The following is a 14,835-nucleotide window of genomic DNA, read 5'->3' as shown; positions in this document are numbered from 1 at the left end:
GTTGCACATGCTAACAGTACCTGGCTTGTGCTGGCTATGCCAAATGCCGCTGGCGCTCAGCCGGTGGGGCGTCTGCTCCGTCTGCACGCGATCGCTGGAATGGCGTATCGGGACCTGTCCACAATGTGGTTTACCGGCCACAAATCCCTCTTTGCCCTGTGGCCGCTGCCTGAAAAAATCTCCGCCGTGGAGCGCGCTGGTGGCCGTGGATGATTATGTTCCCCCGCTGAGCAGGCTGATTCACGCGCTAAAGTTTTCCGGGCAGAGCTCGCTGGCACAGCCCCTTGCCCGCCTGCTATTGCTGGCGGTTTTGCAGGCACGGCGTCAGCGTGCGCTGCCGAAAATCGACATGGTGGTGAATGTCCCCCTATACCGGCGTCGGCACTGGCGGCGCGGCTATAACCAGAGTGACCTGATCTGCCGCCCCCTCGCGCGGTGGCTCGGCTGTCGGTATGAGGCCAACGCGCTTACACGAGTTCATGCCACCGCCATCCAGCATCAGCTCAGCGCCCGGCTGCGCAAAAGAAATCTCAAAAATGCCTTTCGCCTTGAATTGCCGGTCGACGGTCTCCATATCGCGATTGTGGATGATGTCGTCACCACGGGCAGTACCGTTGCTGAACTTTCCCGACTGCTTTTGCGAAGCGGCGCCGCGTCGGTTCAGGTATGGTGTCTGTGCCGTACCTTGTAGCCCTTCTTCAATGGGCGTATGATTATACCCAGGTAATTTAGTCAACTATTAGGCCAAAGCTATGATCCGTATTTCCGATTCTGCACAAGCGCACTTTGCCAAACTGCTGGCAAATCAGGAAGAAGGGACGCAGATCCGCGTGTTTGTGATTAATCCAGGCACTCCGAATGCAGAATGTGGTGTTTCTTATTGTCCTCCGGACGCTGTGGAAGCGACTGACACTGCCCTTAAATTTGAACAGCTCACCGCCTACGTTGATGAGCTGAGCGCACCGTATCTTGAAGATGCTGAGATCGACTTCGTCACCGATCAGCTGGGTTCTCAGCTGACCCTGAAAGCGCCGAACGCGAAAATGCGTAAAGTGTCTGACGATGCCCCGCTGATGGAGCGCGTTGAGTATCTGCTGCAATCCCAGATCAACCCACAGCTGGCGGGCCACGGCGGCCGTGTAACCCTGATGGAAATCACGGAAGACGGTCTGGCGATCCTGCAGTTCGGCGGCGGCTGTAACGGCTGTTCGATGGTCGACGTGACCCTGAAGGAAGGGATCGAGAAGCAGCTGCTGAACGAATTCCCGGAACTGAAAGGCGTGCGTGACCTGACCGAGCACCAGCGCGGCGAGCACTCTTACTACTAATTCAGTACCTGTCCGTATTGCCCGGTGGCGCTGCGCTTACCGAGCCTACAAAAATAGTGAGGTCTGATGCCCTCACCCCGGCCCTCTCCCACGGGAGAGGGTGAAAACATTAAAAACGGTAACCTCGTGGTTACCGTTTTGCGTTTACCTCTCCTTCTATATGTTGACCTGCGTCTCATAATTCACATTTTGCCTGCCTGGGTGATTCTCAATCACATCATGTTACCCGTATCATTCTCGTGGGCACTAAGCACACTCATAACAGCCGACTAAACTTAATGGTTTCCAAGGCATCAGTATTAGTGCCGTTAACACTCTGTTCCCAGTTGGGACAATCGGAATTTGTCGTTGAAACAATGACGTTACCCATAACAATTCAAAGGCCAGGTAAATCATGCCATTAGTCATCGTTGCTATCGGTGTTGTGTTATTACTGCTCTTGATGATCCGCTTCAAGCTGAACGGATTTATCGCTCTGGTTCTGGTGGCACTTGCAGTCGGTCTGATGCAAGGGATGCCGCTGGTTAAGGTTATTAGCTCCATTAAAGCCGGCGTCGGCGGTACGCTCGGCAGCCTGGCGCTGATCATGGGCTTCGGTGCCATGCTCGGCAAAATGCTGGCGGACTGCGGTGGCGCGCAGCGTATCGCCACCACCCTGATTGCCAAATTCGGTAAACAGCACATTCAGTGGGCCGTGGTGTTAACCGGTTTTACCGTCGGTTTCGCGCTGTTCTATGAAGTGGGCTTCGTGCTGATGCTGCCGCTGGTGTTCACCATCGCGGCTGCGGCAAACATCCCGCTGCTGTATGTCGGTGTGCCAATGGCTGCGGCGCTGTCCGTGACCCACGGCTTCCTGCCGCCGCACCCGGGTCCAACCGCTATCGCGACCATCTTCCACGCGGATATGGGTAAAACCCTGCTGTTCGGTACGATTCTGGCGATCCCAACCGTGATTCTGGCAGGCCCGGTTTATGCCCGCTTCCTGAAAGGCATTGATAAGCCGATCCCGGAAGGTCTGTACAGCGCCAAAACCTTCACCGAAGAAGAGATGCCTGGCTTTGGCGTCAGCGTCTGGACCTCTCTGGTACCAGTGATCCTGATGGCCATGCGTGCCGTGGCGGAGATGATCCTGCCGAAAGGCCATGCGTTCCTGGCCGTTGCGGAATTCCTGGGTGACCCGGTGATGGCAACGCTAATTGCGGTGCTGATCGCGATGTTCACCTTCGGTCTGAACCGCGGTCGCTCAATGGATCAGATCAACGACACGCTGACCTCTTCCATCAAAATCATTGCCATGATGCTCCTGATCATCGGCGGTGGCGGTGCGTTCAAGCAGGTTCTGGTCGACAGCGGCGTGGACAAATACATCGCTGCCATGATGCATGAAACCAACGTGTCGCCGCTCCTGATGGCCTGGTCAATTGCTGCGGTTCTGCGTATTGCGCTGGGTTCTGCGACCGTTGCGGCGATCACCGCGGGCGGTATCGTTGCCCCGCTGATTGCGACCACGGGCGTAAGCCCTGAGCTGATGGTTATCGCCGTCGGTTCCGGCAGCGTGATTTTCTCTCACGTTAACGACCCTGGCTTCTGGCTGTTCAAGGAGTACTTCAACCTGACGATCGGTGAAACCATCAAGTCCTGGTCCGCGCTGGAAACCATTATTTCGGTGTGCGGTCTGGTCGGGGTGCTGCTGTTGAATATGGTTGTCTGATGTAAAAAAGCCGGGTGGCGCTGACGCTTACCCGGCCTACATTCTATTCCCTCTCCCTCTGGGAGAGGGTTAGGGTGAGGGTGAAACTACCGCTTCTTACCCACCGCCCTTCTGCGCTTGTCCAAATCCTTAATCAGCCTGTTCACCCCGTCATCGGCAAACATCTTCTCAAGCGTTGTGGACAGCTTGCGACGCCAGTTCTTGTACTGATAGCTGGTGCCCGGGATGTTCACCGGCTCCGCCATATCAATCCAGTCTTCCGGCTGCAGGCCCAGCAGCGCGCTGTTGCTGTCGGCAATATAGCGCTGCAGGCCGCGATTGAGGGTAGCGGTCATGGACATCAACGACGCCTTATGCCCGGCACGTTTCGGCAGACAGCCCTGCTTGTGCAGCGCATCCAGCAGCCCCTGCTTCGAGAGCTCGCGATCCTGATACAGGCCGCGCAAAACCTCTTCATCAGGATACAGACCCAGCGTTTTGCCGAGCGTCAGATCGCCGCTTTCCCAATAGCCACGAAGCGTAGGAAGGTCATGCGTCGTCGCGACTGCCATTGACTGTTCAGGGTACGCTTTCGGCGCGCGGAAGGTTTTCTCATGGTCGTTTTCAAAATAGAGCACTTTATAGGAGTAGACGCCGCTGTCGCGGAGCTTGCTGACAATTTCCACCGGCACGGTACCGAGATCTTCACCGATCACCATGCACTGGTGACGCTTACTTTCCAGCGCCAGGATCGACAGCAGATCGTCAACCGGGTACTGCACGTACGCCCCGTGGTCGGCGGTTTCACCGTACGGGATCCACCACAGGCGCAGCACGGACATCACGTGGTCGATACGCAGCGCACCGCAGTTCTGCATGTTGGCGCGCAGCAGGTCGATAAACGGCTCGTAGGCGCGCGCCGCCATAACGTGCGGATCCATCGGCGGCAGTCCCCAGTTCTGGCCGAGCGGGCCGAGGATATCCGGTGGCGCACCGACAGAGGCTTTCAGGCAGTAAAGCTCACGGTCGCACCAGGTTTCCGCGCCGCCTTCCGCCACGCCCACGGCCAGATCGCGATACAGGCCGATCGGCATCTTATAGCCCTGGCTCACCTGCCAGCAGGCGGCAAACTGGCTGTACGCCAGCCACTGCAGCCACAGGTAGAAATCCACTTCATCGGCATATTTATTACAGAACGCTTTCACTTCAGGCGTGTCGACGGACTGATACACTTCAGGCCAGACCGGCCAGCCCCAGCGCATTTCGTCCTCTTTCACCTGATACGCGTGCAGCGCATCAAACGCCGCCTGCCAGTACAGGCTCTCGCCCTCCTGCATCACAAACTGGCGGAACGCGGCCATCTGCTCGTCGTCACGCTGCGAAAAGCCTTTCCACGCCAGACGCAGCGCGGCCATTTTCAGCGCCGTGACGGTGGAATAGTCCACCCAGTCTGCGTCGCGCGCCTGCTTCAGCGCCTGCTGCGTGGTGCTGAGTTTCCACCACGCCTGCGCCTCTTTGCTGTTTTTGAAGTCATCTAACGCGTTAACGTCGATATAAATCACGTTCAGCCAGCGGCGGGACGACGGGCTATACGGGCTGGCGCTCTCCGGGTTGGCCGGATAGAGCGCGTGGATCGGGTTGAGGCCGATAAACGCGCCGCCGCGCTCGCCCACGGATGCCAGCATCTTTTTCAGATCGCCAAAATCACCGATGCCCCAGTTGCTGTCGGAGCGCAGGGTGTAGAGCTGCACGCAGGCGCCCCACAGCTTTTTGCCTTCGAGCAGCGCCTGCGGCTCGTAGCAGCGTTTTGGCGCGACGATTACCCGGCAGTGGAAACGCAGGTCATCCTGGGTGAGCGTGAGGGTGTGATACCCCTCCGGCAGCTTCGCCGGAAGGTTTAACGTTTTGCCGCCGGTGGCGTGGCCTTTGTGCTGATGCCCCTCTTCGGTGGTAAGCAGCCAGCTAAACTCGCCGCGCCCCTCCACCGCCAGCGGCATCTTTTTGCCTGCAGTGAATACCTTCACGTTCGGCACCGGCGCAACCGACGCTTTCGCGTCGGCTTTGTGCATGGCGTCCAGCAAACGTCTTTTGGTGTCGGCGCCAATAGACTGCGGTTTGCCGTGAGCATTAATGTAACTGAGGCTGATCCCCGCCGCCTGCGCGGCGCTGTCCAGACGTTTACTCTCCATCGCGCTTCCTTAGCGTTTTGCCTGCCAGATACGGGCCTGATAATCACGGATTGAACGGTCAGAGCTGAACATACCGCAGCGGGCGGTGTTCAGAATGCACGCGCGGGTCCACGCTTCCTGGTCACGATACAGCACGTCGACCTGTTTTTGCGCTTCGACGTAGGCCGTGAAGTCCGCCATCACCAGATACGGGTCACCGCCGTGTTTGTCCATGCTGTGCAGCATCTGGTCAAACGCGTGCTTGTCGCCGTCGCTGTATTTACCACTTTCCAGCTCTTTCAGTACAGCATCCAGCACTTTGTCTTTCTTACGCCATTTCACCGGGTCATAGCCTTTGGCCTTAATGGCTTTCACCTCTTCCACGGTATGGCCAAAGATAAAGATATTCTCTTCACCGACCTTCTCGGCGATTTCGACGTTTGCCCCGTCGAGCGTACCGACGGTCAGCGCGCCGTTCAGCGCCAGCTTCATGTTGCCGGTACCGGACGCCTCTTTCCCTGCCGTCGAGATCTGCTCGGAGATATCCGCCGCCGGGATCAGCAGTTCAGCCGCCGAGACGCAGTAGTCCGGCAGGAACACTACCTTCAGCTTGTCGCCCACTTTCGGATCGCTGTTGATCGCCGCCGCCACTTTATTGATGGCGAGGATAATGTTTTTCGCCAGGTAGTAGCCCGGCGCCGCTTTCGCACCGAACAGGAACACGCGCGGCACGCGGTCGGCCTGCGGGTTCTCGCGGATCTCTTTGTACAGCGCCAGAATGTGCAGCAGGTTCAGGTGCTGACGTTTGTACTCGTGCAGGCGTTTGATCTGGATATCGAAAATGGCATTCGGGTTGATCTCAATCCCGGTACGCATTTTCACGAACTCCGCCAGGCGAACCTTGTTCTCCAGCTTGATCGCGCGGTACTGCTTGCGGAACTTCGCGTCGTCAGCCTGTTTTTCCAGGTTGATGAGCTGGTCCAGATCGTTGGCCCACTCTTTCTTCAGGGTCTTGTCCAGCAGGCCGGCCAGCAGCGGGTTGCACTGCTTGATCCAGCGGCGCGGCGTGATGCCGTTGGTCACGTTGTGGAATTTGGTCGGCCACAGCTGGTGGTATTCCGGGAAGAGATCTTTGACCACCAGATCCGAGTGCAGCGCCGCCACGCCGTTCACCGCAAAGCCGCTGACTACGCACATGTTCGCCATGCGCACCTGCTTATCGTGAACCACCGCCAGCTTCGCCCAGACCGCTTTGTTGCCCGGCCAGGTTTTATCCACCAGGGTTTTAAACTGGTCGTTAATCTTGTTGATGATCTGCATGTGCCGCGGCAGCAGCGTTTTCACCAGCTTCTCATCCCAGCACTCGAGCGCTTCCGGCATCAGGGTGTGGTTGGTGTAGGCAAAGGTGCGGCTGGTGATGGCCCAGGCGTCGTCCCAGCTCAGCTGATGCTCGTCGATCAGCACGCGCAGCAGTTCCGGGATGGCAATAGTCGGGTGCGTGTCGTTGAGCTGAATCACTTCGAAGTCCGGCAGCTGCGCCAGCTTGCGGCCCGCCAGGTGATGGCGACGCAGAATGTCCGCCACGGAGCAGGCGCACTGGAAGTACTGCTGCATCAGGCGCAGCTTTTTACCCGCCAGGTGGTTGTCGTTCGGGTAGAGGACTTTGGTCAGCTTCTCGGCGTCGATGCCCTGCTGCTCGGCGCGCAGGAAATCGCCGTCGTTGAATTTGGTCAGGTTAAACGGATGCGCGTGCTTCGCCTGCCACAGACGCAGCGGCTGCGCCACGCCGTTACGGTAGCCAAGCACCGGCAGATCCCAGGCTTCACCGGTAATGGTGAACGCCGGTTCCCAGAGCCCCTGCTTTGTGACTTTCCCGCCAATGCCGACCTGCACATCCAGCTGCGCGTTGTGGCGGAACCACGGATAGGTATTGCGATGCCAGTCGTCCGGTGCTTCCATCTGATGGCCATCGGCAAACGACTGACGGAACAGGCCGTACTGATAGTTCAGACCATAGCCGATCGCCGACTGGCCGACGGTCGCCATAGAGTCCAGGAAGCAGGCCGCCAGACGTCCCAGGCCGCCGTTGCCCAGCGCCGGGTCAATCTCTTCTTCCAGCAGGTCGGTCAGGTTAATATCGTGTTCTTTCAGCACATCGCCGACGTCCTGATACCAGCCGAGGTTCAGCAGGTTGTTGCCGGTCAGGCGGCCAATCAGGAATTCCATCGAGATATAGTTCACGTGACGCTGGCCCTTAACAGGCTTCGCCACCGGTTGAGCATCCAGCTGTTCTGCGAGCGCACCGCTCACTGCCTGCCACCACTGGTGAGGCGTCATTTCGTTTGCAGCATGAAGGCCAAAACGCTGCCACTGACGCGTCAGGGCAGCCTGGAATTGAGCTTTGTTGAAGGTAGGCTGTGACATAGGGGATCGGCATCCTTTAGAAAGAAAACACAAGTTGGCGCTAGTGTGCCTGGCTCATTTCACCTCTTCCTCCTCCTGTGGGGGATTAGACAGGGAGGAGTAGCGGGGATGAGCAGAAAAGTGTGATCGAGGCCACTCTCAGAGCATAGTTCGAGTGTGCCCTGAAGATAAAAAAGTAACAGGGGAGAATGTCAAAGAAATGAAATGCAGTTTCGGGGGAAATTAATCCGCTCAGAAATAATTACTTACGTAGAATAATAATTTAGTCATCGGGTCACCTTTATGGAGACTATTACTCTCACTCAACTTTACCCGGACTTTATTAAATTTGACGTCACTATACCTTTCTGAAACCAGTTTCAGCGCAGCGGTAATGTATACAGACAAGCCAGCAGTGACGCGGCGTGAAGCCCCTTTCGGGAAAGTTCCAACATTTGCCTGAATGTTTTGTGACAGAGTGCAAATTCAGAACCACAAAACCCAGACATAACTTGCAATAGTTCTCTTTCTGTTCGACCTTATATCCTATTAATTACGAAGCGCAAAAAAAATAAAATCTCTCGTTCCCCACAGTGAAGTGAAACCTATGTTGATTCCGTCTAAATTAAGTCGCCCGGTTCGCCTTGACCATACAGTGGTTCGCGAGCGTCTGTTGGCTAAACTTTCCGGCGCGCATAATTTCCGACTGGCGCTGGTTACGAGCCCTGCAGGCTATGGAAAAACAACGCTCATTTCGCAATGGGCCGCGGGTAAGAGCGATCTTGGCTGGTACTCCCTCGACGAGGGCGATAACCAGCAGGAGCGTTTTGCCAGCTATCTGATTGCCGCCATACAGCAAGCCACCCACGGACACTGCGTCGCCAGTGAGGTGATGGTGCAAAAGCGCCAGTACGCCAGCCTGTCCTCCCTTTTCTCTCAGCTGTTTATCGAACTGGCCGAATGGCATCGCCCGCTTTACGTGGTGATTGATGATTACCATCTCATCACTAACCCGGTGATTCATGAATCGATGCGTTTCTTCCTGCGCCATCAGCCGGAAAACCTGACCTTAGTGGTGCTGTCACGCAACCTGCCGCAGCTGGGCATTGCCAACCTGCGCGTGCGCGATCAGCTTCTGGAAGTGGGCAGCCAGCAGCTGGCCTTTACCCACCAGGAAGCGAAACAGTTCTTTGACTGCCGCCTGACATCGCCCATTGAGGCCGCCGAAAGCAGCCGCCTGTGCGATGACGTTGCCGGCTGGGCCACGGCGCTGCAGCTCATCGCCCTCTCTGCCCGGCAAAACAACAGTCCGGCGCATCAGTCTGCGCGGCGTCTGGCGGGCATCAACGCCAGCCACCTTTCTGACTACCTCGTGGATGAGGTGCTGGACAGCGTCGATCCCTCGACGCGTAATTTCCTGCTGAAAAGCTCTCTGCTGCGTTCCATGAACGATGCGCTGATCGTGCGCGTCACCGGTTGTGAAAACGGTCAGCTACAGCTCGAAGAGATTGAACGTCAGGGCCTTTTCCTGACGCGCATGGACGATCCGGGCGAGTGGTTTAGCTATCACCCGCTGTTTGGCAGCTTCCTGCGCCAGCGCTGTCAGTGGGAACTGGCGGTTGAACTTCCGGAGATCCACCGCGCCGCTGCCGAAAGCTGGATGGCACAAGGCTTCCCGAGCGAGGCCATCCACCACGCGCTGGCCGCCGGTGATGCCAGCATGCTGCGCGATATCCTCCTCAACCATGCGTGGGGCCTGTTCAACCACAGCGAACTGACGCTGCTGGAAGAGTCTCTCAAAGCCCTGCCGTGGGAAAGCCTGCTGGAAAACCCGCGTCTGGTGCTGCTGCAGGCCTGGCTGATGCAGAGTCAGCACCGCTACAGCGAAGTGAACACCCTGCTGGCGCGCGCCGAGCAGGAGATGGAAAGCGAAATGGATACCACCCTGCACGGCGAGTTCAACGCGCTGCGCGCTCAGGTGGCCATTAACGACGGCGACCCGGACGAAGCTGAGCGGCTGGCGATGGTCGCGCTGGATGAACTGCCGCTGGCTAACTTCTACAGCCGCATCGTGGCGACCTCGGTGCACGGCGAGGTGCTGCACTGCAAAGGCGACCTCACCCGTTCGCTTTCACTGATGCAGCAAACCGAACAGATGGCGCGTCGGCACGATGTCTGGCATTACGCGCTGTGGAGCCTGATCCAACAGAGCGAGATTTTATTTGCACAGGGGTTCCTGCAGGCCGCCTGGGAAAACCAGGAAAAAGCGTTCCAGCTGATTCGTGAACAGCACCTGGAACAGCTGCCGATGCACGAGTTCCTGTTGCGTATTCGCGCTCAGCTGCTGTGGGCATGGTCGCGTCTGGATGAAGCGGAAAGCTGCGCCCGCCAGGGTGTGAATGTCCTTTCCAGCTTCCAGCCTCAGCAGCAGCTGCAGTGTCTGGCGCTGCTGGTGCAGTGCTCGCTGGCGCGCGGCGATCTCGATAATGCCCGCAACCATCTTAACCGCCTGGAGAACCTGCTCGGCAACGGTCAGTATCATAGCGACTGGGTCTCCAACGCCGATAAGGTCCGGGTGATTTACTGGCAGATGACCGGCGATAAAAAATCCGCCGCCAACTGGCTGCGTCAGACGCCCAAACCGGAATTTGCGAACAACCACTTCCTGCAGAGCCAGTGGCGCAACATTGCCCGCGCGCAGATCCTGCTCGGTGAATTAGAGCCCGCTGAGATTGTGCTGGAAGAGCTGAACGAGAACGCGCGCAGCCTGCGTCTGATGAGCGACCTGAACCGCAACCTGCTGCTGCTGAACCAGCTCTACTGGCAGGCGGGTCGTAAAAACGATGCCCAGCGCGTGCTGCTGGAAGCACTGCAGCTGGCTAACCGCACCGGGTTTATCAGCCACTTTGTGATTGAAGGTGAAGTAATGGCGCAGCAGCTGCGTCAGCTTATTCAGCTCAACACGCTGCCGGAGCTGGATCAGCATCGCGCCCAGCGCATTCTGCGCGAGATTAACCAGCATCATCGGCACAAGTTCGCGCACTTTGATGAGAACTTCGTTGAACGTCTGCTGAACCACCCGGAAGTGCCGGAGCTTATCCGCACCAGCCCGCTCACCCAGCGTGAATGGCAGGTTCTGGGGCTGATCTATTCAGGCTACAGCAACGAGCAGATCGCCGGCGAGCTCGCGGTGGCGGCGACCACCATCAAAACGCATATCCGCAATCTGTATCAGAAGCTGGGTGTGGCGCATCGACAGGATGCGGTGCAGCATGCGCAGCAGCTGTTGAAGATGATGGGGTATGGGGTTTAGGTTTTGTGCAGCCTGATGCCCTCACCCCGACCCTCTCCCACAGGGAGAGGGAGAACGGCTTTTCAACACAACTCTAACTGCAAATTATTATCCTTAATCACCTGCATCACGCCCGCCGGCGGCATCACGTCGGTATAGACCGCATCCACCATGCTGATGCTGCCCATGTTCACCATCGCGTTACGGCCAAACTTGGAATGGTCCACCACCAGCATCACGTGGCGCGAGTTTTCAATAATCGCGCGCTTGGTGCGTACCTCGTGATAATCGAACTCCAGCAGGGAGCCGTCGCTGTCGATGCCGCTGATCCCCAGAATGCCGAAGTCGAGGCGGAACTGAGAGATAAAATCGAGGGTCGCTTCGCCAATAATCCCACCGTCGCGGCTGCGCAGTTCGCCGCCCGCGAGGATGATGCGGAAATCGTCTTTCTGCATCAGGGTATTGGCCACGTTCAGGTTATTGGTGACCACGCGCAGGTTCTCGTGATCCAGCAGCGCATGGGCCACCGCTTCCGGCGTGGTGCCGATATCAATAAACAGCGTCGCCCCGTTTGGGATCTGGCTGGCGACCTTGCGGGCAATGCGCTCTTTCTCTGCCGTCTGCGTGGCTTTACGGTCGTGCCAGGAGGTATTGACCGAACTGGACGGCAGCGCCGCCCCGCCGTGGTGGCGAAGAATGCGGTTCTGATCGGCCAGGTCGTTCAGGTCACGACGGATGGTTTGTGGGCTGACGGCAAACTGCTCCACCAGCTCTTCGGTGCTGACGTATCCCTGTTTTTTTACCAGTTCGATAATAGCGTCATGACGTTGTGTTTGTTTCATCAATTATCCCTGAGAATTATGTTCGTTTTCGCGCATGGAGCGTGTCGGCAAACGCCATCGCCAGCCCCACGGCCAGCCCGGCGACGTGTGCACCGTTGGCGATAGACATACCAAACAGATCAAACCATCCGGCAATTAGCCATATTAACGCAAAGGTTATTAATCCGCGTTGCAGATAGATGCCGCTTTCCGGATCGCGCTCCCCGCGAAGCCAGACATAGCCCATCAGGGCGTACACGACGCCCGACAGCCCGCCGAACCACGGCCCGCTGAACTTGTGCTGCACATAGCCGCTCAGCAGGGCGCTGATAAGGGTGATAACGATCAGCTTGCCGCTGCCCAGACGCTTTTCAACGGCACCGCCGAGATACCACCACCACAGCAGGTTAAAGAGGATATGCATCACCGAGAAGTGCATCAGCGCGTGGCTAAAGTAGCGCCAGACGTCAAACTCAAGAGACGGGTCATAGGGCCAGGCCAGAGCAATCATCACGCTCTGGTCGCCCACCACGTTCATAATAATGAAGACGATAATGCAGGCCGCCATCAGCAGCAGCGTAAACGGGCCCGCGCGTTCGCGGATGGTGGCAAGGAAGGGAAAACGGCTGTAGTGCAATCCGCTGCCGGTCTGCCCGGACTGCCAGCTGGCCGCCAGATAGCGCGGGTCGCCGGGGTTCTCAAGAAAACGCGCCAGCTCTTCGTTTACGCGCGCGGCCTGGCTCTCGTCGGCCAGCCAGACGTCGGTCTGGTTATGTTGCTGAATGGTCAGAATAACGCCCTGCGTCGCCATATAGTCGACAAACGCCTGGGCGACGCGCGGGTTGGTAAAAGAGGTGATCATCAACATGGGCAGCGGTCGCTTATTTCCACACAAAAGGGGACAGTATAGCGGGATCAGCGCTCAAAAGCGTATTCCACTTCTGCCGGGAAATGACGATGCCAGGCATCGAAGCCGCCGTCGACGCTGTACACCGCGTCGTAGCCCTGCTGAAGCAGATACTGCGCCGCACCTTTGCTGCTGTTGCCGTGGTAGCACATGACCATGACCGGCGTCTCGAAGTCGTTATCGCGCATAAACGCGCCCAGCGTGTCGTTGGTGAGATGGAACGCGCCCGGCGTGTGGCCCATCGCAAAACTCTGCGGATCGCGGATGTCCACCAGCACCGCTTTTCCCTGGTGCATCTTCTGGTGGGCTTCTTCTACGTTAATACATTCAAACTGATCCATGGTGTTCTCTTCTTATATTCAGGTGTGGTGCGTTTTTCCCCTCACCCTCCCCTCTCCCGGAGGGAGAGGGAAACGGATCACCCTCTCCCCGTGGGAGAGGGCTGGGGTGAGGGCATCAGACAGCACTATTTTACCCCGTAGTGTACGTCCTGGCGGCGGGTAAACGCCATTATGTTATCCATATCACTCTAAATTGTTTTTTTGATGTTACCAAAAGCGCGTTCCTTTGCTATTATGAGCGATATCGAACATTTATGAGCTTTAACGAAAGTGCATGAGGGTGTTATGGAAACCAAAGATCTGATTGTGATAGGCGGTGGCATCAACGGTGCCGGTATTGCGGTTGATGCCGCAGGACGCGGTTTATCCGTACTGATGCTGGAAGCTAACGATCTCGCCTGCGCGACGTCGTCCGCCAGCTCAAAACTGATTCACGGTGGCCTGCGCTACCTGGAACACTACGAATTCCGCCTGGTCAGTGAAGCGCTGGCCGAACGTGAAGTGCTGCTGAAAATGGCGCCGCATCTGGCTATTCCGATGCGCTTCCGCCTGCCCCATCGCCCGCATCTGCGTCCGGCGTGGATGATCCGAATTGGTCTGTTTATGTACGATCATCTGGGTAAACGCACCAGCCTCCCGGGTTCGAAAGGTTTGCGTTTTGGCTCAGAATCGGTCCTTAAGCCAGAAATCGTGCGCGGTTTCGAATATTCCGACTGCTGGGTGGACGATGCGCGCCTGGTGCTGGCGAATGCCCAGATGGTCGAGAAGAAAGGTGGCGAGGTGAAAACCCGTACCCGCGCGACCGCTGCCCGTCGTGAAAACGGCCTGTGGATTGTGGAAGCGGAAGACATCGATACCGGCGAGAAATTCAGCTGGAAAGCGCGCGGCCTGGTGAACGCTACCGGCCCGTGGGTGAAGCAGTTCTTCGACGACGGCATGCATCTGCCTTCGCCGTACGGCATTCGCCTGATCAAGGGCAGCCACATTGTGGTGCCGCGCGTGCATACGCAGAAGCAGGCCTACATTCTGCAGAACGAAGACAAGCGCATCGTGTTTGTGATCCCGTGGATGGACGAGTTCTCGATCATCGGTACCACCGACGTGGAGTACAAAGGCGATCCGAAGAACGTCGAGATCGACGAGAGCGAAGTGAACTACCTGCTCAAAGTGTATAACGCGCACTTTAAGAAACAGCTGTCTCGCGATGACGTTGTCTGGACCTACTCCGGCGTGCGTCCGCTGTGCGATGACGAGTCTGACTCGCCGCAGGCGATTACCCGCGACTATACGCTCGATATTCACGACGTTGACGGCCAGGCGCCGCTGCTTTCCGTGTTTGGCGGCAAGCTGACCACCTACCGCAAGCTGGCCGAGCACGCGCTGGAAAAACTGGCGCCGTACTATAAAGGCATTGGCCCGGCATGGACCAAAGGCGCGGTACTGCCCGGCGGTGATATCGGCGATAACCGCGATGATTACGCCGCGAAGCTGCGCCGTCGCTTCCCGTTCATCACCGAAGGAATGGCGCGCCACTATGCCCGCACCTACGGCAGCAATACCGAGCTGTTCCTGGGCGATGCGAAGGACATTGCGGATCTGGGCGAGCATTTTGGCCACGAGCTGTACGAAGCCGAGCTGCGCTACCTGGTTGAGCACGAGTGGGTTCGTCGTCTGGATGATGCTATCTGGCGTCGTACCAAAGAAGGGATGTGGCTCAACGCCGAGCAGCAGTCTCGCGTGGCGCAGTGGTTACTGCAAAATGCGGGGAAGCGTGAGCTGTCGCTGGCGTCGTAATACGATCGGTGCGGGCTGATGCCCTCACCCTGACCCTCTCCCACAGGGAGAGGGAACAAACACTAACAACGGCAACCGAGGTTGCCGTTTT

10 protein-coding genes are annotated in these 14,835 nt (G+C 57.6%); 5 read left to right on the top strand and 5 right to left on the bottom strand.

All coding sequences use genetic code 11. From position 1 onward, the window contains the following. The first annotated feature begins 7 nt into the window (after nt 1-7). The 3 genes from gntX (at nt 8) to gntT (ending at nt 3,039) form a co-directional block, all read left to right on the top strand. Nucleotides 8-691 carry a DNA utilization protein GntX gene (gntX, locus tag KIF87_RS14580; protein ID WP_213329111.1) on the top strand — a complete coding sequence of 228 codons (684 nt, stop codon included), beginning with the start codon at nt 8-10 and terminating at the stop codon, nt 689-691. A gap of 61 nt (nt 692-752) precedes the next feature. Next, complete coding sequence (gene nfuA / locus KIF87_RS14575; protein ID WP_029742206.1) at nt 753-1,328, top strand: Fe-S biogenesis protein NfuA; 576 nt, start codon at nt 753-755, stop codon at nt 1,326-1,328. A gap of 394 nt (nt 1,329-1,722) precedes the next feature. Next, a complete protein-coding gene (gntT, locus tag KIF87_RS14570; protein ID WP_213329110.1) occupies nt 1,723-3,039 on the top strand; it encodes a gluconate transporter in 1,317 nt (438 codons plus the stop codon). Nucleotides 3,040-3,125: 86 nt separating this feature from the next. On the opposite strand, the gene malQ is transcribed toward gntT, so the two are convergent. Together malQ and malP are read right to left on the bottom strand one after the other, a co-directional pair. Further along, nucleotides 3,126-5,207: a 4-alpha-glucanotransferase gene (gene malQ, locus KIF87_RS14565; RefSeq protein ID WP_213329109.1), complete on the bottom strand. Its 2,082-nt coding sequence runs from the start codon at nt 5,205-5,207 to the stop codon at nt 3,126-3,128. Between the two features lie 9 nt (nt 5,208-5,216). After that, nucleotides 5,217-7,610, bottom strand: coding sequence for a maltodextrin phosphorylase (gene malP / locus KIF87_RS14560; RefSeq protein WP_213329108.1), 2,394 nt, complete (start codon nt 7,608-7,610; stop codon nt 5,217-5,219). Between the two features lie 586 nt (nt 7,611-8,196). Between malP and malT the strand changes: the two genes are divergently transcribed. Beyond that, nucleotides 8,197-10,902 carry an HTH-type transcriptional regulator MalT gene (gene malT / locus KIF87_RS14555; protein WP_213329107.1) on the top strand — a complete coding sequence of 902 codons (2,706 nt, stop codon included), beginning with the start codon at nt 8,197-8,199 and terminating at the stop codon, nt 10,900-10,902. Nucleotides 10,903-10,964: 62 nt separating this feature from the next. Here the strand turns inward: malT and KIF87_RS14550 are convergent, their stop codons facing one another. From KIF87_RS14550 to glpE, 3 genes are read right to left on the bottom strand one after another with little or no spacing between them, the layout of a single operon-like run. Continuing rightward, nucleotides 10,965-11,723, bottom strand: a complete 759-nt coding sequence (locus KIF87_RS14550; RefSeq protein ID WP_008503060.1) for a DeoR/GlpR family transcriptional regulator — start codon at nt 11,721-11,723, stop codon at nt 10,965-10,967. Between the two features lie 16 nt (nt 11,724-11,739). Further along, on the bottom strand, nt 11,740-12,570 hold the full coding sequence (glpG, locus tag KIF87_RS14545) for a rhomboid family intramembrane serine protease GlpG (RefSeq protein ID WP_121426134.1): 831 nt from the start codon (nt 12,568-12,570) through the stop codon (nt 11,740-11,742). A 47-nt stretch (nt 12,571-12,617) separates the two neighbouring features. Next, entirely contained in the window at nt 12,618-12,950 is a 333-nt protein-coding gene (glpE, locus tag KIF87_RS14540) for a thiosulfate sulfurtransferase GlpE (protein WP_006177908.1), read from the bottom strand. 285 nt (nt 12,951-13,235) lie between these two features. On the opposite strand from glpE, the gene glpD reads away from it, so the two are divergent. Continuing rightward, nucleotides 13,236-14,744, top strand: a complete 1,509-nt coding sequence (gene glpD, locus KIF87_RS14535) for a glycerol-3-phosphate dehydrogenase (protein ID WP_032662239.1) — start codon at nt 13,236-13,238, stop codon at nt 14,742-14,744. Nucleotides 14,745-14,835: the final 91 nt, after the last annotated feature.

This window comes from Enterobacter sp. 120016 (assembly GCF_018383635.1).
In the GTDB taxonomy this organism is placed as follows: domain Bacteria; phylum Pseudomonadota; class Gammaproteobacteria; order Enterobacterales; family Enterobacteriaceae; genus Enterobacter; species Enterobacter asburiae_D.
This window is presented reverse-complemented; position numbering and strand designations above follow the sequence as displayed.